This window comes from Lysobacter sp. DMC97 (assembly GCF_056313745.1).
Genome location: NZ_JBQUZR010000001.1, coordinates 549333 through 570120, shown reverse-complemented (window position 1 = coordinate 570120; position 20788 = coordinate 549333). Strand labels below are relative to the sequence as shown.

The 20788-nt window shown below is 70.9% G+C and carries 18 protein-coding genes; 8 read left to right on the top strand and 10 right to left on the bottom strand.

Going from position 1 to position 20788, the window contains the following annotated elements; all coding sequences use genetic code 11:
* Window positions 1-6: 6 nt before the first annotated feature.
* Genes ACT53Q_RS02045 through ACT53Q_RS02035 form a run of 3 tightly spaced genes read right to left on the bottom strand, consistent with a single transcriptional unit; the run spans window position 7 to window position 3598 of the window.
* Window positions 7-2319 carry a fimbria/pilus outer membrane usher protein gene (locus ACT53Q_RS02045; protein ID WP_476184982.1) on the bottom strand — a complete coding sequence of 771 codons (2313 nt, stop codon included), beginning with the start codon at window positions 2317-2319 and terminating at the stop codon, window positions 7-9.
* A 7-nt stretch (window positions 2320-2326) separates the two neighbouring features.
* A complete protein-coding gene (locus ACT53Q_RS02040; RefSeq protein ID WP_476184981.1) occupies window positions 2327-3088 on the bottom strand; it encodes a fimbrial biogenesis chaperone in 762 nt (253 codons plus the stop codon).
* 15 nt (window positions 3089-3103) lie between these two features.
* Window positions 3104-3598: a Csu type fimbrial protein gene (locus tag ACT53Q_RS02035; protein WP_476184980.1), complete on the bottom strand. Its 495-nt coding sequence runs from the start codon at window positions 3596-3598 to the stop codon at window positions 3104-3106.
* Window positions 3599-4029: 431 nt separating this feature from the next.
* On the opposite strand from ACT53Q_RS02035, the gene map reads away from it, so the two are divergent.
* From map to asnB, 8 genes are all read left to right on the top strand, one after another.
* On the top strand, window positions 4030-4809 hold the full coding sequence (map, locus tag ACT53Q_RS02030) for a type I methionyl aminopeptidase (protein WP_476184979.1): 780 nt from the start codon (window positions 4030-4032) through the stop codon (window positions 4807-4809).
* 3 nt (window positions 4810-4812) lie between these two features.
* Window positions 4813-7437 carry a [protein-PII] uridylyltransferase gene (gene glnD / locus ACT53Q_RS02025; protein WP_476184978.1) on the top strand — a complete coding sequence of 875 codons (2625 nt, stop codon included), beginning with the start codon at window positions 4813-4815 and terminating at the stop codon, window positions 7435-7437.
* Window positions 7438-7474: 37 nt separating this feature from the next.
* Window positions 7475-8314 (top strand): 2,3,4,5-tetrahydropyridine-2,6-dicarboxylate N-succinyltransferase, encoded by an 840-nt coding sequence (gene dapD, locus ACT53Q_RS02020; RefSeq protein WP_476184977.1) that lies wholly within the window; start codon window positions 7475-7477, stop codon window positions 8312-8314.
* A gap of 11 nt (window positions 8315-8325) precedes the next feature.
* A complete protein-coding gene (locus ACT53Q_RS02015) occupies window positions 8326-8793 on the top strand; it encodes a hypothetical protein (RefSeq protein ID WP_476184976.1) in 468 nt (155 codons plus the stop codon).
* Between the two features lie 89 nt (window positions 8794-8882).
* Window positions 8883-9239 carry a Spx/MgsR family RNA polymerase-binding regulatory protein gene (locus ACT53Q_RS02010; protein ID WP_476184975.1) on the top strand — a complete coding sequence of 119 codons (357 nt, stop codon included), beginning with the start codon at window positions 8883-8885 and terminating at the stop codon, window positions 9237-9239.
* On the top strand, window positions 9239-10372 hold the full coding sequence (gene dapE, locus ACT53Q_RS02005; RefSeq protein ID WP_476184974.1) for a succinyl-diaminopimelate desuccinylase: 1134 nt from the start codon (window positions 9239-9241) through the stop codon (window positions 10370-10372). The genes ACT53Q_RS02010 and dapE overlap by 1 nt, the downstream gene beginning before the upstream one ends.
* On the top strand, window positions 10369-11172 hold the full coding sequence (locus tag ACT53Q_RS02000) for an alpha/beta hydrolase (RefSeq protein WP_476184973.1): 804 nt from the start codon (window positions 10369-10371) through the stop codon (window positions 11170-11172). Before dapE ends, ACT53Q_RS02000 begins: the two co-directional genes overlap by 4 nt.
* Window positions 11173-11464: 292 nt before the next feature.
* Window positions 11465-13168, top strand: coding sequence for an asparagine synthase B (gene asnB / locus ACT53Q_RS01995; RefSeq protein WP_476184972.1), 1704 nt, complete (start codon window positions 11465-11467; stop codon window positions 13166-13168).
* Between the two features lie 25 nt (window positions 13169-13193).
* Here the strand turns inward: asnB and ACT53Q_RS01990 are convergent, their stop codons facing one another.
* The 7 genes from ACT53Q_RS01990 to parC all read right to left on the bottom strand — a co-directional run bounded on the left by ACT53Q_RS01990 (window position 13194) and on the right by parC (window position 20663).
* Window positions 13194-13691, bottom strand: coding sequence for a GFA family protein (locus tag ACT53Q_RS01990; protein WP_476184971.1), 498 nt, complete (start codon window positions 13689-13691; stop codon window positions 13194-13196).
* A gap of 13 nt (window positions 13692-13704) precedes the next feature.
* Complete coding sequence (locus tag ACT53Q_RS01985; protein ID WP_476184970.1) at window positions 13705-14493, bottom strand: SDR family NAD(P)-dependent oxidoreductase; 789 nt, start codon at window positions 14491-14493, stop codon at window positions 13705-13707.
* A 150-nt stretch (window positions 14494-14643) separates the two neighbouring features.
* Window positions 14644-14952 carry an ArsR/SmtB family transcription factor gene (locus ACT53Q_RS01980; protein ID WP_476184969.1) on the bottom strand — a complete coding sequence of 103 codons (309 nt, stop codon included), beginning with the start codon at window positions 14950-14952 and terminating at the stop codon, window positions 14644-14646.
* Between the two features lie 93 nt (window positions 14953-15045).
* Window positions 15046-17415, bottom strand: coding sequence for a penicillin acylase family protein (locus ACT53Q_RS01975; protein WP_476185164.1), 2370 nt, complete (start codon window positions 17413-17415; stop codon window positions 15046-15048).
* A 4-nt stretch (window positions 17416-17419) separates the two neighbouring features.
* On the bottom strand, window positions 17420-17734 hold the full coding sequence (locus tag ACT53Q_RS01970) for a hypothetical protein (RefSeq protein WP_476184968.1): 315 nt from the start codon (window positions 17732-17734) through the stop codon (window positions 17420-17422).
* Window positions 17735-17742: 8 nt separating this feature from the next.
* Window positions 17743-18402 (bottom strand): thiopurine S-methyltransferase, encoded by a 660-nt coding sequence (locus tag ACT53Q_RS01965; RefSeq protein ID WP_476184967.1) that lies wholly within the window; start codon window positions 18400-18402, stop codon window positions 17743-17745.
* 17 nt (window positions 18403-18419) lie between these two features.
* Window positions 18420-20663: a DNA topoisomerase IV subunit A gene (gene parC, locus ACT53Q_RS01960; protein ID WP_476184966.1), complete on the bottom strand. Its 2244-nt coding sequence runs from the start codon at window positions 20661-20663 to the stop codon at window positions 18420-18422.
* Window positions 20664-20788: the final 125 nt, after the last annotated feature.

The window sequence follows — 20788 nt, the reverse complement described above, 5'->3', positions numbered from 1 at the left end:
GGAACGTCATGGCGCCTCCGGCAGGCAGGTCAGCGGGCCGATGCGCGGGATCACGGCGTCGGTCTTCGGCGCGTCGAACGTCACGCGGCAGCCACCGTCGGGCGTCTGCACGCGCAGCGCGTTGTGCGGCTGCAGCGCTTCGAGGTAGGTCTCGCCGTCGCGGCCCACCATCGCCTCCTCGCCGTCTGGCCCGTCCGCACGCACCGTGCTGCCGACCGGCAGCGGCCGGCCGGCGGCGTCCTGCAGCACGAGCACGGCCGAACGCAGCGGCGCGAGTTCGAAGTGCACGCGCACGCCGGCGCGGGTGCGCGGGGTCGCAGTCTGGTCGACCTCGCCGATGTGCAGGTTCGCGGGCAGCGCCAGCGCGTCGATCGACAGTTTGTTGCGCTGCCAGGCGTTCAGCGGCGTGACCAGCAGCGTGCCGTCGATGCCGGTGTGGCCGATCGTTCGGTTCTCCAGCTTCACCGGCACGTCCGCCACGCCGTCGGTGGACACGATCGCGAAGGCGTCGTCGATGCGGCGCGCGGCGAACGCGTGCCCGTCCATCAGCACCAGCGCGCCGGCGGCGCTGGCGTAGGCGGCGCCGTGGCCGTCGTCGCTGGCCACGCCCAGGCCGAAGCGGCCGGCGTCGTTGATCCACGCCGCTTCGGCCAGCCCGCCGCCGCCGGTGTCGCCGCCGCGCGCCTGCACCCGCCAGCCGAAGCCGCCGTCGCCGGGCACCGGGCGCGAGACGTCGGCCACGCCACTGTCGCGGGTGCCGTTGCGCTGCCAGGCCGTGCTGGCGTGCACGCCGTCCAGTGCGATCGACACGCCCAGCGTGGCGTTGCGGTCGCGGTGGTCGTCCAGGTTCTGGTTGAACGAGAAATAGGCCGCCCAGCCGCCGCCGAAGCTGCGCGACCAGAACGTGCCGGCATAGCGCGAGGTCGCGCCCTGCGCCGGATCCAGCTTCACGTAGGTCAGGCTGAGGCTGCCCAACGGTCGCGAGGTGTGGCCGACCAGCACGCGCTGGCTGGTGCGGGCCGGCAGCGGCCCGTAACGCGAGGCGACGTCGCGGTAGTCGCCGCTCGCGTGCTGGCGGTCGATCGCGACGTTGAAGCGGCCGTTGTTCCACTGGTACGACAGCGCGGTCTGGGTGCCCGTGCCCGCAGTCGCGGTACTGCCCGCCACCGACGCGCCCAGCACGCCGCCGCGCCCCAGCAGCCAGACGCCGCCGGCACCGGCGACGGTCACGCCCGACGTGCCCTCGGCGTGGCCTTCGAAGGTGAAGCGATCGTTGACGCCGTAGCGCAGCGTGCCGCTGCCGACGAGATCGGACGCGTACTCGAACGAACGCAGGCCGTAGTCCTCGCGCACCGTGCCGACCGACAGCGACCAGTCCGACAGCCCCTTCGCCAGCAGTCGCTGCGTGGCGTAGAACGGCATGTCGACCGCGCGCGTGCGGCCGAAGGCATCGGTCACCACGATCCGCGCCATGCCGGTGCCGTCGAGGCCGGGCACCGCGCTCAGCTGGAACGGGCCGGGTGGCAGCTCGCCGCCGTACTGGCGCAGGCCGTTCACGTACAGCTCGACGCTGGACGGCACCGTCGCCTCGCCGAGGAACGTCGGCAGCGGTGCGGTGATGCGATAGGGCTGCAGCGCGAAATTGCGACCGACCGTGATCCCGCCCAGGCGCAGCGGCCGGGTCCAGTCGAGGAAGCCGCTGTAGGTGTCGCCGAGCGTGAGTTCGACCGCCGACGACGGGAACGACACGGTCCAGCGCGTGTCCAGGCGCACGCTGTCGCCGCGCCATCCGCGCGTGCCGTCGGCGCGCGTCGCGCGCAGGACCGCGGTGTTGTCCAGCACGCCGTCGCCGAGGCCGAACAGCCGCGTGTCCACGCTCGCGACGAGGTTGTCGTCGCCCTGCCGGCGGCTGGCGTAGAGGTCGTAGTTCGCCAGCAGCCCGGGCGGGCTGTCGGCGGCGACGGGCATCGTGTCCTCCGGGCGGTTCAGCACCGTCACCGGCAGCGCCATCTGCGCCAGCGGCGCGTCGATGTCCAGACGCTGCGCGGCCTCGTCGTAGCGCACGACCGCGCCGGGGATCTCGTCGAGCGCCCACGGCCGGTCCTCCTCGCCGATGCGGAACCCCAGCAGCCGCAGCGTGACCGCGCTGGCGAAGAAACGCCGGTCGCGCAGCACGAAGGCCGCGAGCACGGGCGTGCGCGCGTGGTTGATCGTCACTTCCAGATAAAGCGGCTCGCCTTCGATGTCGGGCGCGTTGCCCGCGAGCAATGCGGCGGCACCGGCCGGCCCGACCGCCGCCGCCGCGAGGGCGGCCGGCAACAGGGCTTCACCGAGCAACCTCGTCCAGCGGCAGCGTCTGTGCGACCGGCTCACCGTTGATTCTCGCCTGGAAGGTGCCGGAAGCCGGCGGAAGGGCGACCGCCGGCAGCGGCCAGCGATGGGTCTGGCCCGGCAACACGTAGCCGGACAGTCCTGGGGCGATGGCGTGGCGACGACCGTCGGCGCCGACGTACTGCAGGTCCGCGATCTGGGCGTGCTGCCGTCCCGCGTTGCGCAATTCCAGCACCGCGCGGCCGTCGGACTGCGCGCGCCGCGCGTGCAGCTCGGGTGCGGGCGGCAGGCCGTCCGCGGGCAGCAGGAACACCGGGATCACGTACTGCAGCACGAACCGCAGACCGCGTCGGTCGTCGTCGGGCGGCGTGGCGTCGGGCAACTCGTCGACGATCAGCCGGTAGCCGACTTCTTCACCGACGGGTGCCGGGCCGGGGCGGATCACCCGCACCAGCTGACGCTGGCCGGGCGACAGCCGCAGCATCGGCGGACTGACGATCAGATCGCGGGTGGGTTCCAGCCGATCCTCGCCGTCCGACTGTCGCCATCGGAACACCCGCACCTGCCCGCGCAGCGGGACGTCGCCGGTGTTGGTCAAGGTCAGCCCGCCCGCGTTCTGCGAGGCCGGCAGGGTCACCGAGGTCGGCGAGACCTGCAGGCTCGCGCCCTGCGCTGCAGGCGTGCCGACCGCGAACACCGCGGCCGCCAGTGCCGATGCGCAGGCCGATCGCCACGTCCGTGTGCGCGGCTCGCCCATGACGGAGCGGCGCCGTCAGTACGTGATCGTCGCCGTGACGGTGTCGGAGTAGGTGCCGGGCGGGAAATTCGCGCTGGCGACCCGGCCGTAGACCGGGATGTTCTGCACCGCGCCGTTGCCGGTGCCGGTGTAGTCGTCCACGCCGGCCGTCGAGCCCCAGACATCGCCCGCGCCGCGGGCGGCGGCCCGGTAGAGCTGGTAGGGCACGAGCGTCGCGCCGCTGTTCATCGCGCGGGTGCTGACGCTGGCGCCGTTGAGGCCGTTGTCGAGGGTGATCGCGTACGGCGCCGTCGACGTGCACTGCACGTTGAGCGCGCCGGCGGCGTCGACATTCGTGGCGGTGGACGGCTGGCTGCCGAAGGCGACGTCGCTGGCGGCCGCGGCATCGACGTTGCAGGCCGCGGTGATCGTCACCGTGACGTTGAACGTGGTGGTGTCGGCGGCCTGGGCGGTGCCGGCGAGGAGGACGAGCAGACCGGAAGCGATGATCGAAAGACGACGAGCGTTCATTGCACATTCCCCGTTGGACTGCGTGAGTGGGATTGCCGGGGTCATGTATGCGCGCAAAAGAGTGCATGCAACAGCGCTTTCCGACGAGCGGTTTCATCGATATTTACAGGCTATCGCGCGAATTTCAGGGGCACGTCGCAGCGCATTCCGGCGACGATAAGCGGCGTCTTTCGCCGACGCACGACACGGCATCCGCACGTCGTCGCATCGTCGTCGTGGCGGACATCGGCGTGCGCACGGATCGGCCTGTTTCGCGGCCCGATCCGCGGCCCGATCCGCCGATCCGGGGCGCGTCGCCCGCGTGGATCAGGCGCCGGTCGCGGCACGGGCGACGGCGGGTCATCGGCGCAGCGCATCGAAACCCGCCGTTGCCGGCCCCAGGCGGGAATGCGAGTCGTTCAGAAGCCGATGGAATCGGTGATAATGGCGGCATGCCCATGACCATCAAGACCCCGGACGAGATCGAGAAGATGCGCATCGCCGGCCGCCTGGCCGCCGAGGTGCTGCAGATCGTCGCCCCGCACGTGAAGCCCGGCGTCAGCACCGCCGAGCTCGACCGCATCTGCCACGACCACATCGTCCAGGTGCAGCAGGCCATCCCGGCCAACGTCGGCTACAAGGGATTCCCGGCCACGATCTGCGCCTCGGTCAACAACGTGATCTGCCACGGCATCCCGGGCCCGACCAAGATCCTCAAGGACGGCGACATCGTGAACATCGACGTCACCGTCATCAAGGACGGCTGGCACGGCGACACCAGCCGCATGTACATCGTCGGCACGCCGTCGGTGATGGCCAGGCGCCTGGTGGACGTCACCCGCGAGGCGATGTTCCGCGGCATCCGCACGGTGAAGCCGGGCGCGACCCTCGGCGACATCGGTCGCGCGATCCAGACCTACGCCGAGTCCGAACGTTTCTCCGTCGTGCGCGAGTACTGCGGCCATGGCATCGGCCGCGTCTACCACGAAGATCCGCAGGTGCTGCACTACCACACCCCGCACGGCGACAGCATCGTGCTGAAGCCGGGCATGACCTTCACCATCGAACCGATGATCAACGAGGGCTCGCGCCACACCCGGCTGCTGCCCGATGGCTGGACGGTGGTCACGAAGGATCGCGGCCTCTCCGCGCAGTGGGAGCACACCGTCGCCGTCACCGAGACCGGCGTCGAGATCCTCACCCGCCTGCCCGGCGACGACAACGACCTCTGAACGATGGACGCCGCTGCGCCCTCGACCGCGGACGGCCCCGTGCTTCCTTCCTCGCCCGATGGCGACGTCGCCTGGGCCGCCGCCGCCCGCGCGCGGCTGGCCGAGGCCGACACCGCGCTCGCGGCGCGCTTCGACCGCGGCGACGATGTCGACGCGCTGGTCGCCGCCCGTGCGGCGACGGCCGACACGCTGATCCGCGAGGCCTGGGCGCGCTGCGTGCCCGGCGACGCCGCATTGTTCGCCGTCGGCGGCTACGGCCGCGGCGAACTGTTCCCGCAATCCGACATCGACCTGCTGGTGCTGGCCGGCGATGCCGCGCAGGACGCCCTGCGCGACGCGCTGGCGCGCTTCCTCGCGCTGCTGTGGGACGCCGCGCTGCAGGCCAGCCAGGCCGTGCGTTCGCCCGCGCAGTGCACCGAGGCCGCGGCCGACCAGACCGTGCTCACCGCGCTGATGGAATGGCGGGCGCTGGTCGCGACGCCGGAGGACTGCGATGCGCTGCGCGCGGCGATCGCGCCGGAGCGCGTGTGGCCTGCGGCGGCGTTCTTCCGCGCCAAGGTCGAGGAGCAACGCCAGCGGCACGCGCGCTTCGGCGACACCGCCGACAACCTCGAACCCAACCTCAAGGACGGCCCCGGCGGGCTGCGCGACATCCAGACCCTGCGCTGGATGGCGCAGCGCGTGCTGGGCAGCGGCACGCTGGAATCGATGCTGGCGTTCGGCCAGATCGGCGCGGTCGAGTTCGACACGCTGGAGCGCGAGCGCAAGGCGCTGTCGCGGCTGCGCTTCGGCCTGCACCTCGTTGCCGGCCGGCGCGAGGAGCGCCTGCGCTTCGATTACCAGAAGCGCCTCGCCGCGCGCCTCGGCCATGCCGACGACGACGACAATCTCGCCGTCGAGCAGATGATGCAGGGCTTCTACCGCAGCGCCGGCCGCGTGCTGCGCATCGGCGACCGCCTGCTGCAGCGCTTCGAGGAACAACTCGAAGGCGCGGGCGAACCGGCGCCGATCGACGAGCGCTTCGAACTGCGCCGCGGCTACCTGGCGGTGCGCGACCGCACCTGGCTGCGCGGCGCGGCGGAAGTGTTCGAGCTGTTCGCCGCCTGGGCCGCGCATCCGGAAAGCCGCGGCCTGCATTCGATGACGGCGTGGTCGCTCGCGGAAACGCTGCCGGCGATCCCCGATTACGCCGAGGCCGATCATCTGCTGCGCCAGCAGTTCCTCGGCCTGCTGCGCGGCCCGCAGCCGGTGAAGATCCTCGAACGCATGGCGCGCATGGGCGTGCTCGGCCGCTGGATTCCCGCGTTCGCGCAGGTCTCCGGGCGCATGCAGTTCGACCTGTTCCACGTCTACACCGTCGACCAGCACACGCTGGCGGTGCTGCGCAACCTCGCGCTGTTCGCGTCCGGCACGCCGGATGCGCGCTTCTCGAACGCGCACCTGGTGTGGCCGTCGCTGCGCAAGCCGGAACTGCTGCTGATCGCCGGCCTGTTCCACGACATCGCCAAGGGCCGCGGCGGCGATCATTCCGAACTCGGCGCCGTCGATGCGCGCGCGTTCTGCCTGTCGCACGGGCTGTCGGAAGCCGACAGTGCGCTGGTCGAATGGCTGGTGCGCCGGCACCTGCTGATGTCGGTGACCGCGCAGAAGCAGGACATCACCGATCCCGACGTGATCCACCGCTTCGCCGCGGAAGTCGCCGACCGCCAGCGGCTCGACCATCTCTACCTGCTGACCTGCGCCGACATCGCCGGCACCTCGCCGAAGCTGTGGAACGCGTGGAAGGACCGGCTGCTGGCCGACCTGCATACGGCCACGCGCCTCGCGCTGCGCCGCGGGCTGGAGCATCCGGTCGCCGCCGAGGAGCGCATCGTCGAAAACCGCGGCGCCGCGCGCGAACTGCTGCAGGACGCCACCTTCTCCGACGCCGCGATCGACGAGGTCTTCGCGCGCATGCCGCGCGAGAATTTCCTGCGCAGCCGGCCCGACCAGATCGCGTGGCAGGCCGCGGGCCTGCACGAGGCGGACAGCGGCGCGACCGTGGTCCGCGCCCGTCGCCTGCGGCCCGATGCCGGTGATCGCGAGATCTTCGTGCACGCGCCCGACCGCGACGGCCTGTTCGCCGCGATCGTGATCACCCTCGATCGCCTCGGTCTGGCGATCCAGCAGGCGCGCGCGCTCGACGGCCCCGGCAACCGCATCTTCGACACCTTCCACGTGCTGCCGATCGATCCGTCGCACGCGCATGCCTCCGCCGACATCCAGGCTGCGCTGCAGCGCGCGCTGGCGGGCGATCTCGATCGCCTGCTGCCGGCGCGACGCACGCAGCCGCGGCACCTGAAGCATTTCCGCATCGCGACGCGGATCGAACTGGAGCCGGTCGACGGCGGCCGCTGCACGCGCCTCAGCCTGGTCTGCACCGACCGCCCGGGGCTGCTGGCCGACGTCGCGCATGCGCTGCGTCGCCAGCACGTGCGCGTGCACGACGCACGCATCGCGACCTTCGGCGAACGCGCCGAGGACATGTTCCTGATCGCCGGCGCCGACGATCGCGCGCTCGATCCCGCGCAGACCGAGGCCTTGCGCGACGCGCTGCGTGCGACGCTCGACGCCGCCGCGCCGGCCTGACGACGTTCCCTTCACCCCACGTGATGCCCTTTTCCGCATGAAGACCGACAACGCACTGCAATCGCTGATCGACGACGCCTGGGCGCGCCGCGCCGACCTGACCGCGGAGGAAATCGCCGACCGCGTCCGTCCCGCCGTCGACCGCGCCATCGCCGGCCTCGAAGCCGGCGAATTCCGCGTCGCCGCGCCGAACACCGACGGCGGCTGGACCGTCAACGAATGGCTGAAGAAAGCCGTGCTGCTGTTCTTCCGCACCCAGGACATGGCGGTGGTCGATGCGCAGCCCGCACCGTTCTGGGACAAGGTTCCGGCGCGCTTCGAAGGCTACGGCGAAGCCGAGTTCCGCGCGCTCGGCGCACGCGTGGTGCCGGGCGCGATCGCGCGCCGCGGCGCGCACATCGCGAAGGACGTGGTGCTGATGCCGAGCTTCGTCAACATCGGTGCGTACGTGGGCGAGGGCACTATGGTCGACACCTGGGCCACCGTCGGCAGCTGCGCGCAGATCGGCAAGCACTGCCACCTGTCCGGCGGCGCCGGCATCGGCGGCGTGCTGGAACCACTGCAGGCCTCGCCGACGATCATCGAGGACCACTGCTTCATCGGCGCGCGTTCGGAAGTGGTCGAAGGTGTGGTCGTCGGCCACCACAGCGTGATCGGCATGGGCGTGTTCCTCGGCCAGAGCACGCGCATCTACAATCGCGCGACGAAGGAAATCAGCTACGGCTACGTGCCGCCGGGCAGCGTCGTGGTGTCGGGGCAGTTGCCGGCCGCCGACGGCTCGCACTCGCTGTACTGCGCCGTGATCGTCAAGCAGGTCGACGAGAAGACCCGCGGCAAGACCTCGATCAACGACCTGCTGCGCGGGCTGGCGGACTGAGGCCGCGTGCCGTGAAAACGATCTCGTCGCGCCAGACCTTCTTCCTGAAGCGGATCTTCCCCGCGTTCTGGTTCGGAATCATCGGCGTGGTGGCGGTGGGCATGGCCGTCCAGGGTATTTTCCGGCAGATGCCGGCGTTGGTGCTGCATCCGCTGTTCATGGCCGGCATCGGTTATGTGGTGATGCGCATGCTGGTCTGGGATCTGGCGGATGAGGTGCGGGATGCGGGCGATGCGCTGCTCGTGCGCAAGGGCGGAATCGAGGAGCGCATCGTGTTGCGCGATGTCATGAACGTGAGCGTCACCCGGTTCACCAATCCCCGGCGGATCGCCCTGCGATTGCGTCGCCCGGGCAAACTGGGCGACGAAATCGCGTTCATCCCGATCCGCGCGAGGACGTGGAACCCGTTCGCGCGCGATCCGCTTGCGGAAGACCTGATCCTGCGCATCGATCGCCTCAGGATGCCTGCCGGCGCGTGACTCGCGCGGCTGCCGATCGTCCTGGTCCACCCGCGATCGTTCCGGCAGCGAGCGTCCCCGCAGGGATCATTCGAACAAAGGAGAGACCCTTGACCACGCTCTACGGCTTGAACAACTGCGACACCTGCAAGAAGGCCCGCAACTGGCTGAAGCGGTTCGACATTGCGCATGATTTCGTCGACTACCGCGACCAGCGCCAGTCGCCCGAGACGCTGGTGGCGTGGAAGGACGCGCTCGGCGGCTGGGAGGCGATGATCAACAAGTCTTCGACCACGTGGCGGCAGTTGCCCGAGATGCGCAAGTCGCCGGGCTCCGATGCCGAGTGGAAGCTGCTGCTGAAGGAATACCCGCAGCTGATCCGGCGCCCTGTGGTCGTCACCGACGACGGCATCGTCAGCCAGGGCTTCAGCGACAACGGCTTCAAGAAGCGCTTCGGAGTCGGCTGATGTCGGACGCGCTCGACCTCACGCGTGATCTCGTTTCCCGCCGCTCGGTCACGCCGGACGATGCTGGCTGCCAGGCGCTGATCGCCGCGCGGCTGGAACGCGCGGGTTTTCGCTGCGAACACCTGCGCTTCGGGCAGACCGACAACCTGTGGGCGACGCATGGCGACGGCGGTCCCGTCCTCATCCTCCTCGGCCATACCGACGTGGTGCCGCCGGGGCCGGTCGAAGCCTGGGCCAGTGATCCGTTCGTGCCGACGATCCGCGACGGCGTGCTGTACGGGCGCGGTGCCGCCGACATGAAGGGCAGCGTGGCCGCGTTCGTGGTCGCGCTGGAACGTTTCGTCGCCGCGCATCCGGACCATGCAGGCACGGTCGGCCTGCTGCTGACCTCGGACGAGGAAGGCGATGCGATCGACGGCGTGCCGAAGGTCGCGAACGTGTTCCGCGAACGCGGGCAGCGCATCGACTGGTGCATCACTGGCGAGCCGTCGTCGAAGGTGCTGCTGGGCGACCTGCTGCGCGTCGGCCGTCGCGGCACGCTGTCGGCGACGCTGACGGTGCAGGGCATCCAGGGCCACGTCGCGTATCCGGAGAAGGCGCGCAACCCGATCCACCAGGCGCTTCCGGCGTTGGCCGAACTCGCGGCGCGCCGCTGGGACGACGGCTACGAGAACTTCCCGCCGACCAGCTTCCAGATCAGCAACGTCCATGCGGGCACCGGCGCGAACAACGTGATCCCGGGCGCGCTGGAGGTGCTGTTCAACCTGCGCTTCAACCCGACGTGGACCGCGGCGCGGCTCGAAGCCGAATGCGAAGCGGTGCTGCGCGCGCACGGGCTCGACTACGCGATCCGCTGGCATCGCGGCGGTGAACCGTTCTACACGCCGGAAGGGCCGCTGCGTGCGGCCGCGCGCGAGGTGCTGACCGCGTTCGCCGGTGCCGCGCCGGAGGAGAACACCGCCGGTGGCACCTCCGACGCCCGCTTCATCGCGCCGCTGGGCGCGCAGTGCGTGGAGATCGGCCCGGTCAACGCGAGCATCCACAAGGTCGACGAACACGTGGCCGTCGCCGATCTCGAACGCCTGCCGGATCTGTATCTCGCGATCCTGGAACGGTTGCTGCCCGCGCCGTGACGTTCCTGCGCGCACTGTTCTTCGCGCTCTGCCTGCTGTTCGCCGGCTGCGGCCGCGCGGCGGATGGCCCGACCCTGACCCGGCACGTCGGCCCGTACGGGCTGGCGGTGGACCTCTACGCGCCGCCCGACGGCGGGCCGACCAGCGGACGCCGTGCGGTGCTGATGGTCCACGGCGGCGGCTGGGCCGCGGGCGATCGCACCGAACTGCGCGACCTCGCCCTGCTGGCCGCACGCGAGGGCGCGGTCGTGCTGAGCATGGACTACCGGCTGACCTCGCAGCCCGGCGTGCACTGGCCGATGCCGGCGGACGACGTGGCGACGGTGCTGGCCTGGATGCGGGCGAATGCCGGTCCGCTCGGGATCGATCCGCGCCGGATCGCGCTGCTCGGCGGCTCGGCCGGCGGTCATCTGGCGGCGTGGACCGCGCGCGATCCCGACCCCGCGAAGCGGCCGGCGCGGTTGATCGTGCTGTGGGGGCCGTGGGACCTGTCGACAGTCTCGCCGGACGCACCGGGCTGGGTGCCCGGGGCGGTGGCGGCGCTGCTGGCCGGGCAGCCGGCCGAGGCGGCCTCGCCGCTGGCGCATCTCGTGCCCGGCATGCCGCCGACGCTGATCGTCCACGGCACCGCGGACGTGCTGGTGCCGATCGACCAGTCGCGTCGCGCCTGCGCCGCGCTGCGCGCGCTGGGCAACGCCTGCGTGCTGGTGGAACTCCCGGGGCAGGGGCATGCGCCGCAGGATCCCGTGCAGATCCAGCGTGCGCTGGCCGCCGTGCGCGAGGCGCTGGCAGGACTCTGAGCCTGCACGACGTGGCCCGCATCGCGCCGGCTGCCGATGGATGACCGGCGAGCGGGGGGCTCCGGGCTTGCGCCGGTCATCGCCGGCGGGTTAGGGTGGGCCCATGACCTTCCGCCTCGCCAATCGCAATCGCGCCAATAATCGCAATTCGAACAATTGCGACCACACCGTGCGCGCGAGGCGAACCGGCGACCAGGCATAAGTTCCAGCAACACCGCCCAGTCCCAGAAACCCGCGCCGGAAGCGCGGGTTTCGCGCTTCCGGGGTACCGACAACCCCCAGGAGCTTCCCCATGTGTTCGATTCTCGGTGTCTTCGACCTGCGCGCCGGCGCTGATCTCGGCCCGCTGCGCCCCCTCGCGCTGTCGCTGTCCGCACGACAACGCCATCGCGGTCCCGACTGGTCCGGCGTGCACGTCGAGCCGCACGCGCTGTTGGTGCACGAGCGCCTGGCGATCGTCGATCCGGCCGGCGGCGCACAGCCGCTGCTGTCGGAAGACGGTTCGCTCGTGCTGGCCGTCAACGGCGAGATCTACAACCACCGCCTGCTGGAAGGCGCGCTCAGGCAGCCGTACGCATTCCAGAGCGGCTCCGACTGCGAAGTGATCAACGCGCTGTACGTCGAATCGAAGGCGCGCAGCGGCGACGTCGGCGCGTGGATCGACCGCCTCAACGGCATCTTTGCCTTCGTGCTGTGGGACGGTGCGGCCGGGCGTTTCATCGTTGCCCGCGATCCCCTCGGCGTCTGTCCGCTGTACTGGGGCCACGACGCCGACGGCCGGGTCTGGGTGGCGTCGGAGATGAAGGCGCTGGTGCGCGTCTGCGACGACGTCGCGCAGTTCCCGCCGGGCCACTGGTACGACAGCGCCACCGGCGAACTGCACCGCTACCACGAGCGCGCCTGGCGTGATCATGCCGCCACCGACGGCGTGCAGGTCTCCGCGCGCGAACTGCGCGAGGCGTTCGAGGCCGCGGTGCATCGCCAGCTGATGAGCGACGTGCCCTACGGCGTGCTGCTGTCGGGCGGGCTGGATTCGTCGCTGGTCGCGGCCTGCGCCGCGCGCTTCGCCCGCAAGCGCGTGGAGGATGGCGACCAGACCGAAGCATGGTGGCCGCGCCTGCACTCGTTCGCGATCGGCCTGAAGGGTTCGCCCGATCTCGCCGCCGCCGAGATCGCGGCGAAGGCGCTGGGCACCGTGCACCACGGCTTCACCTACACCTTCGAGGAAGGCCTGGACGCGCTGCCGGAAGTGATCCGCCACATCGAGACCTACGACGTCACCACGATCCGCGCGTCGACGCCGATGTTCCTGCTGGCGCGGCGGATCAAGGCGATGGGCGTGAAGATGGTGCTGTCGGGCGAGGGCAGCGACGAAGTGTTCGGCGGCTATCTCTATTTCCACAAGGCGCCGGACGCGCGCGAGTTCCATGCCGAGACCATCCGCAAGCTCGACGCGCTCTACAACTACGATTGCCTGCGCGCCAACAAGTCGATGATGGCCTGGGGCGTGGAAGCGCGCGTGCCGTTCCTCGACACCGAATTCCTCGACGTGGCGATGCGCATGGACGCGGCGGCGAAGATGGTGCGCCCCGGCCCCGACGGCGGCCGGCCGATCGAGAAGGCGGTGCTGCGCGAAGCCTTCGAGGGCTATCTGCCGAAGGAAATCCTCTGGCGGCAGAAGGAGCAGTTCAGCGATGGCGTCGGCTACGGCTGGATCGACGGCCTCAAGGCGCACGCCGAGGCGCAGGTCAGCGACGCCGACTTCGCCGCGGCCGAGCAGCGCTTCCCGATCAACCCGCCGCAGACCAAGGAAGCGTATTTCTATCGCCGCCTGTTCGAGGAGCAGTTCCCCGGCAAGGCCTGCGCGGAGACGGTGCCGGGCGGCAAGTCGATCGCGTGCTCGTCGCCGGCGGCGATCGCCTGGGACGCGGCGTTCGCGAACGCCGCCGATCCGTCGGGTCGCGCGATCGCAGGCGTGCACCAGGCGGCGCTGTAAGCCGCCGGACGCGCCGGGCCGGCGGTCACAGGCCCGGCGTGCCCGGCGCATCGGCGCGGCGCGTGGCCGCGCGCAGCACGGTCGCGACCACCGCCAGCTCGCTGCGCCAGTAGCCGCTGTGCCGGGGCAGGGCGTCCGTGTGCTCCGAAGTGCGCCTGTTCCAGAACAGGTGCGCGGCGGGCGGCGGCAGCAGCGCGGGATCGGTGAGGTTGGCGCTGGGCACGAACGCCAGCAGCGACAGGCCCGCGAACCCGAGCATGCCGAGCACCGGCTTGCCGCAGTCCCGGCACAGCGCGCGCGCCAGCGCTGGCGGCGGCCGGTGACGGCCGATCGCGACCGTGTCGCGGTCGGGCCCATGCACGTGCCGCGCCGGCACCACCGACACGTCCGCGTACGGCGCGCCGTAGAGCCGCTGGCAGATCAGGCAATGGCAGTAGAAGCGCGCGATCGGCGCGGCAGAGAGGGTGAAGCGGGCGTGCCCGCACGGGCATGCGCTGTGATGGGCGGGAGGTGGCGTGGACATGCGCGTGTGTCCGTCAGACCGGTTTCGACAGCATCGCCACCAGCCGCGTCACCACGCGCCTGGGCGTGAAGCGCACGCTCTGGGCGAGCAGCCAGTTCGCGGTTCCGTGGATCGCCACGCGCTGGCCGCGGCGCATCGCGCGCAGGCCGTAGTCGGCGACGGCTTTCGCGCTTGGCAGCCGCTTGCCCTTGACCAGCCCCGACGCCTGCATGGCCGCTTCCTCCTGGAAGCCCGAGGCCGTCGGTCCCGGGCAGAGCGCGGTCACGGTGACGCCGCTGCCGTCCAGTTCCTCGGCCAGCGCCTCGCTGTAGGACAGCACGAAGGCCTTGGTCGCGTAGTACACCGCCATGTACGGACCGGGCTGGAACGAGGCCGTGGACGCGAGGTTGAGGATGCGGCCGTCGCGCGCCGTCAGCATGGTCGGCAGCAGCCGCTTGGTCAGGCGCATCAGCGCGGTGACGTTGAGATCGATCATCGCCTGCTCGCGCGCGATGTCGGTCGAGGCGTGCAGCCCGTAGAGCCCGAAACCGGCGTTGTTGACCAGCACCCGCGGGTGGATGCCGGACGCATCCAGCGCGTCGACCAGGCGATCGGCGGCCCCGGGTTCGCCGAGGTCGATGGCGAAGACCCGGGCCTCCACGCCGTAGTCGCGGGTGAGTTCGGCCGCGAGCGCTTCGAGCTTGTCGCCGCTGCGTGCCGCCAGCGCCACGGGATGGCCTGCGGCCGCGAGACCGCGCGCCAGTTCCAGGCCGATGCCATTGGAGGCGCCGGTCACCAGCGCCCACGGAAGGGAAGTCTGCATGGGAAAATCCTGTCAGTAGGTTCAAACGTATCGACCTAATGGGCCGGCCAGACAGCGCGACAGGCCCCGGTCGGGCGAAAGGGCAGAGGGGAGGGCGGCGCGGGGACGCTTCGACGCCCGGTGCGACGGCGCATCACCGTCGCGGTGGGGTCAGCCGCAGTCCTTGACCTCGGCGACGAAGCGTTCGAGCAGCTCGATCGCCGGGTCCACCGTCAGGAAGTGGAAGTTCTCCACGCCGGCCTGACGGACACCGACCAGCCCGGCTTGGCGGAGGACCTTGAGGTGATGCGAGATCGCCGGCCGGGACAGCGGCAGCCGCTCGGTCAGCTGATTCACGTTGAGTTCCTCGTGCTCGGTCAGCAGCACGAGGATCTGCTGCCGCGCCGGCTCGCCCAGGGCGAAGAAGAGCGGCGTGCAGGCGGACATGGTGCCGGCGACCTGGTCGGGCGGGATGGGCATGTGCCTATATGTTTAATCGGTTCGACATAAGGTAAGCGACGCGCTGGACACGCACAAGCCCGACCAGCCGGGCTTGTGCGCGATGGCGCGCCGTCAGCGCGCCGGTTCGAGGGTCAATGTGTAGGCGGTCTTGCCGGGCAGGAACGGCGTCGGCCGGCCGTGCACCCAGTCCTCGTGGCCCGCGCCCCAGAACGGCGACAGCGGATGGCCGCTCTGGCCGCCCGGCATGTGGGTCAGGCCGTCGGCTTCGTGGCCGGGCGAGACGACCATGCGCTCGGAGGCGCCGAAATCCGGGCCGACCACGCGCGGCATGCCGCCGTCGCCGGGGATCTGGTCGCCCGGCATGCACAGCAGGCGCTTGCCGACGACCGGGATCGCTTTCGCCAGCGGATGGCAGATCGTCGCGGTGTTGCGTTCGCCCCAGGTGCGCTGCGCGATCGGGCCCTGTTTCCCGAGTTCGTCGCGCACCTGCTTCGCCGCGTCTTCGAGCAGCGCGTCCCAGCTCGCGTACTTGCGCGACAGCAGGTGCGCCGGGCGCTGCGTCACCAGCGGCCAGACCACGCCTTCGAGTTGCTGGAACGCCGGCATCTCGAACGCGTCGCCCAGCGCGGCGTGCGCCGGCGCGGTCAGGCCTTCGGCCACGCGCTCGTGCACGGCCAGGCGCCACGCGCGGACCACGCGATAGCTCACCGAGTCGACGCTGGCGTGGCCTTCCCACGTCTTCGCGGCGTCGGCCAGCGCCTGCAGCGCCGGCGTCTTCGCGCGCGCTGCGGTGTCTTCCAGCAACTGCTGCCAGTCGGTGAGCAGCAGCGCACGATCGTCGAGCTGGATCGCCATCAGGTCGCGTTCGGCGAACCGCTCCTTCGCGAACAGGCCGTCGCGGATCTGCTTCGCGCGGGCGGCGAAGGCGTAGCCGCCGTCGCCGACCTGCGCCAGCGTCTCGCCGTCCTGGGTGCGGTTGTTCGCGCTCCACAGCCGGTGCGTCGGCGGGTCGACCAGCCGCGGCGCGCGATCGGTGGCGACGCGCCACGGCGGGCAGGTCGCGGCCTGCTCGGCGTCGGTGGCGGGCAGCGCCGGCGCGCAGCCGGGCGCGCGCTGCGCGAGCGGGCCGATCAGCCGCCACGCGATGCGGCCGGTGCTGTCGCCGACCACGAAGTTCTGCGCCGGCACCGCGCTGCGGTCGGCGATGGCCAGCGCCTGGTCGACGTTGCCGGCCAGCGGCATGTCGGTGAGGCCGAAACCCAGCGCGCCCGGCAGGTGCGCGTTCCAGCGCAGCGCGAACAACTGGTCGCCCTCGCGATGCAGCACCGGGCCCCATTCGGTTTCCTGCACCTCGAATTCCACCGGCGCCGCGCCGGCGACGCGGATGACCTCGGCATGCGAGGTCGGCTTCACGCACGTGGAAGCGTCGACGTTCGCGCCGCCGCAGGCGGTGTGGATGCGCCAGTCGGCACTGTCGATGTAGCCGTTGGTGAACGCCCACGCCACGTGCGTGTTGCTGCCGACCACCACCGCCGGCAGGCCGGGCAGGGTGAAGCCGGTGACGTCGACCTTGCCGCCCGGCGCGCGCGGATCGGGGTAGCGCAGGCGCGCGCGGAACCAGATGTTCGGCGCGCGCAGACCGAGGTGCATGTCGTCGGCGACGATCGCGCGACCGTCGGCGGTGAGCTGGCCGGCGACGGCGAAGTTGTTGCTGCCCGGCACGATGTCATCCGAGCCGATCGCATGGCGCTCCGCCGGCGGCCCGGGCAGCCGGCGCAGGTCGACTTCCTCCGCGGTCGGCAGGGGCGCATCGCCGCGCGGCGCGCCCACCAGCGGCGCGTCCCAGCGCGTGCCGTCGCGGGTCAGCAGCGTGTACAGCGCCGGCGGCAGGTGCGGCTTGATCCGCCACAGCGCCAGTTCGTGCGCGTCGCTGGCATCCTGCAGGTCGAAGTACATCGCGTAGCCGACGAGCGCGGCGTCCTCGGGCGTCCAGCGCTTCGGCTGCTGGCCGACCAGCAGGTACGGCCACGGGCGCGTACGCAGCGCCGCCAAACCGGCATTCGCGCCTGCGGTGTAGGCGTCGAGCACCGCGTGCTTGCCGTCGGCCATCGCGGCGAGGTTCGCCCGCACCCGCGCGCGGATGCGATGCACGCGCTGCGCCTTGTCCTTCTCGATCGCGATCGGCCCGAACAGCTCCGACAGCTCGCCCGCGGACACGCGGCGCATCAGGTCCATCTCGAAGTAGCGTTCCTGCGCATGCACGTAGCCGAGCGCGCGCATGGCGTCGGCCTCGTTCGCCGCGTCGATGGTGACGGTGCCGTTGGCGTCGCGTTCCACCTTCACCGGCGCCGACAGTCCGTCCAGCGCGAGGTCGCCGTCCAGTGTCGCGAGGCTGCCGCGCAGCAGCCACCAGCCGGCGAGCGTGCCGATCACGATCAACACGAGCAGGAGCGAAACGAGGCGCTTGAGCCACTTGGTGATCATGTCAGTCCCTGGTGCCGTTCCCGTCGGAACGTGTCTGTTCGAGGGCCGCGACGATGCGGCGGATGTCGTCGGCCCGCGCCCGCAGCGCATCTCCGCCGAAATTCATGGCCTGCAAGGCGTCGGTGATTGCGGCATCCGCACGCCCCAGCCACACGAGTTCGGCGAAGCGCATCACGGCGAACTGGTCCATCAGCGCCTCGGGCATCGACACGCCGGTGGCGTACTGGTCGTTCGCCGGTTCGTAGGGCGCCTCGCTCCACAGATGGAGACAGTCGCCGTCCGACCAGACGTAGTGATTCCCGCGGAAGTACGACATCGCGACCTTCACTCCTTTCGTTGCAGGCGATACACGCACGTATCCAGCGCGGTGACGCCCGCGTCGACGAATCCCTGCTGCGTCGCGAGGATGTCGCGGCGTTCCAGCAGGTCGACGTTCCAGTGCGGGGCGTAGCGCTCGGCGACTTCGGTCTCGGGCACCGAGAACGGCGGGCCGGCCTTTTCGTGCTGCGGATATTCGAGCGTGATCAGCAGGCCGCGGCAATGTGCGGGCAGGCGCGGATACAGCTCGCCGACGTAGCGGGCGCGCAGTTCGGGCGGCAGCGCGATCAGTGCCGCGCGGTCGTACACGGCGTCGCAGTGGGCCAGCAGTTCGGCGTCGAGGCCGAACGCATCACCGAGGATCAGTTCGATGCCGCCGGCGCGATGGTGCCGGCCGTACCGCGTCTCGAAGACCTCGGGCACCAGCCCGTGTTCGGCGAAGAACTGCTCGACCGCCAGCGGCGACAGCTCCACGCCGAGCACGCCATGGCCCTGCGACGCGAACCAGACCATGTCCAGCGACTTGCCCGCGAGCGGCACGAACACGGTGCCGCCGGCCGGCACGCCGACCGCCGGCCAGTGTTTGCACAGCAACGGCGTGGGGGCGTCCTGGTGGAAGCCGATGTTCGCGTCCTGCCAGCGCTGGAGCCAGAAATCCGGATGCATCGCGACGACTCCTTCCGTCACTCCACCGACAATGCGTCGACCTTCTGCCAGCCGCGCGGCAGCAGGCCGCCGCGGCCGCCGCGGGCGCCGATGTACGGTTCCAGTTCCTTGAACGACAGCGACATCGTGCGCGCGCCGGATTTCACCGACAGCGTGCCGCCGGGCGGCACCACCGCGATCGCGACCACGCGCTCGGTGCCGCGCTTGGCCTTCGGGATCTCGATGAGCTTGTTGCCTTTGCCCTTGTCGAGTTCCGGCAGTTCGGCGAGCGGGAACGCGAGCAGGTGGCCGGCGCTGGTGACGGCCACGATGCGGCCGGCGTCGCCGCCGGCGGCGGCGACCGGTGCCAGCACCGTCGAGCCCGGCGTCAGCGACAGCATCGCCTTGCCGGCCTTGTTGCGGCCGGTGAGGTTCTCGAACTTGGTGACGAAGCCGTAGCCGTGCGACGACGCCAGCACGAAGCGGTCGTCGTTCGCGCCGGCGGCCATCGCCTGGAAGCCCGCGCCCGCCGGCGGCGAGAAGCGGCCGGTCAGCGGCTCGCCGTTGCCGCGCGCCGAGGGCAGGGTGTGGATCGCGGTCGAATAGCTGCGGCCGGTCGCGTCGAGGAACGCCACCTGCTGCGTGCTGCGCCCGCGCACCGCGCACAGCAGGCCGTCGCCGTCGCGGTAGCCCAGCGCCGCCGGGTCGATGTCGTGGCCCTTCGCCGCGCGGATCCAGCCCTTCTCGCTCAGCACGACGGTCATCGGCTCGCTGGCGACCAGTTCGGTCTCGTCGATCGCCTGCGCGGCCTCGCGGGACACCAATGGCGACATGCGCGCGTCGCCGAACTTCTTCGCGTCGGCCAGCAGTTCGTCCTTGATCAGCTTCTTCAGCTTGGCTTTGCTCTCGAGGATGCCGGCGATCTTCTCGCGCTCGGCTTCCAGTTCCGCCTGCTCGCCGCGGATCTTCATCTCCTCCAGGCGGGCGAGCTGCTTGAGCTTGGTTTCGAGGATGTACTCCGCCTGCTCCTCGCTGAGGCCGAAGCGCGCGATCAGCGCCGGCTTCGGTTCGTCCTCGGTGCGGATGATGCGGATCACTTCGTCGAGGTTGAGGAAGGCGACCAGCAGGCCGGCCAGCAGGTGCAGGCGGCGGTCGACCTTCTCCAGACGATGCTTGAGCCGGCGCGTGACGGTGTCGGCACGGAACGCCAGCCACTCCGACAGCAGCGCCTTCAGGTGCTTCACCTGCGGGCGCCCGTCGAGGCCGATCACGTTCATGTTGACGCGATAGCTCTTCTCCAGGTCCGTCGTGGCGAAGAGATGGCCCATCAGCTGTTCGACGTCGACGCGGTTGCTGCGCGGGATCAGCACGATGCGGGTCGGATTGGCGTGGTCGGACTCGTCGCGCAGGTCCTCCAGCCACGGCAGCTTCTTCGCGCGCATCTGCTGCGCGATCTGCTCGATCACCTTGCTCGGGCTGACCTGGTACGGCAGCGCGGTGACGACGATGTTCGCCGCTTCCTTCACGTACGTGGCGCGGGCGCGCACGCTGCCGTTGCCGGTCTCGTACATCGCCAGCAGGTCGGCGGCGGGGGTGATGATCTCGGCGGTGGTCGGGTAGTCGGGGCCACGGATGTGCTCGCAGAGGTCGCGGGTGGTCGCGTCCGGATCGTCGAGGAGGCGCACGCAGGCGCTGACCACTTCGTTGAGGTTGTGCGGCGGCACGTCGGTGGCCATGCCCACCGCGATGCCGGTCGTGCCGTTGAGCAGCAGGTGCGGCAGCCGCGCCGGCAGCCAGGTGGGCTCTTCCAGCGTGCCGTCGAAGTTCGGGTCCCAGTCGACCGTGCCCTGGCCGAGCTCGCCCAGCAGCACCTCGGCGATCGGCGTCAGCCGCGATTCGGTGTAGCGCATCGCCGCGAACGACTTCGGGTCGTCGCTGGAGCCGAAGTTGCCCTGGCCGTCGATCAGCGGATAGCGGTACGAGAACGGCTGCGCCATCAGCACCAGCGCCTCGTAGCACGCGCTGTCGCCGTGGGGGTGGTACTTGCCGATCACGTCGCCGACGGTGCGCGCGGACTTCTTCGGCTTCGCGGCGGCGTTGAGGCCCAGCTCGCTCATCGCATAGACGATGCGCCGCTGCACCGGTTTCAGGCCGTCGCCGAGGAAGGGCAGGGCGCGGTCCAGAACCACGTACATCGAATAGTCGAGATAGGCGCGTTCGGCGTATTCGCGCAGCGGGATCTGTTCGAACCCGTGGAAGGCGGGGCGGAGCGTGTCGGGCATCGTGGGGGCGTGCGAGGGGTGCGGAGGGGATCAGCCCGGCATGGTAGCAGGGGGATGTGTCGCGTCTGCTCTCGCCTGCCGGGAGTGCTTCGGTTAACGTGCGTCACCCCTCCGCCCCGTCCCCG

Excerpts from the sequence above, each read along its gene's own strand:
- ACT53Q_RS02040 (WP_476184981.1), bottom strand. The coding sequence starts at position 3,088 with ATGGGCGAGCCGCGCACACGGACGTGGCGATCGGCCTGCGCATCGGCA.
- ACT53Q_RS02035 (WP_476184980.1), bottom strand. The coding sequence starts at position 3,598 with ATGAACGCTCGTCGTCTTTCGATCATCGCTTCCGGTCTGCTCGTCCTC.
- map (WP_476184979.1), top strand. The coding sequence starts at position 4,030 with ATGCCCATGACCATCAAGACCCCGGACGAGATCGAGAAGATGCGCATC.
- glnD (WP_476184978.1), top strand. The coding sequence starts at position 4,813 with ATGGACGCCGCTGCGCCCTCGACCGCGGACGGCCCCGTGCTTCCTTCC.
- dapD (WP_476184977.1), top strand. The coding sequence starts at position 7,475 with ATGAAGACCGACAACGCACTGCAATCGCTGATCGACGACGCCTGGGCG.
- dapE (WP_476184974.1), top strand. The coding sequence starts at position 9,239 with ATGTCGGACGCGCTCGACCTCACGCGTGATCTCGTTTCCCGCCGCTCG.
- asnB (WP_476184972.1), top strand. The coding sequence starts at position 11,465 with ATGTGTTCGATTCTCGGTGTCTTCGACCTGCGCGCCGGCGCTGATCTC.
- ACT53Q_RS01990 (WP_476184971.1), bottom strand. The coding sequence starts at position 13,691 with ATGTCCACGCCACCTCCCGCCCATCACAGCGCATGCCCGTGCGGGCAC.
- ACT53Q_RS01985 (WP_476184970.1), bottom strand. The coding sequence starts at position 14,493 with ATGCAGACTTCCCTTCCGTGGGCGCTGGTGACCGGCGCCTCCAATGGC.
- ACT53Q_RS01980 (WP_476184969.1), bottom strand. The coding sequence starts at position 14,952 with ATGCCCATCCCGCCCGACCAGGTCGCCGGCACCATGTCCGCCTGCACG.
- ACT53Q_RS01970 (WP_476184968.1), bottom strand. The coding sequence starts at position 17,734 with ATGTCGTACTTCCGCGGGAATCACTACGTCTGGTCGGACGGCGACTGT.
- ACT53Q_RS01965 (WP_476184967.1), bottom strand. The coding sequence starts at position 18,402 with ATGCATCCGGATTTCTGGCTCCAGCGCTGGCAGGACGCGAACATCGGC.
- parC (WP_476184966.1), bottom strand. The coding sequence starts at position 20,663 with ATGCCCGACACGCTCCGCCCCGCCTTCCACGGGTTCGAACAGATCCCG.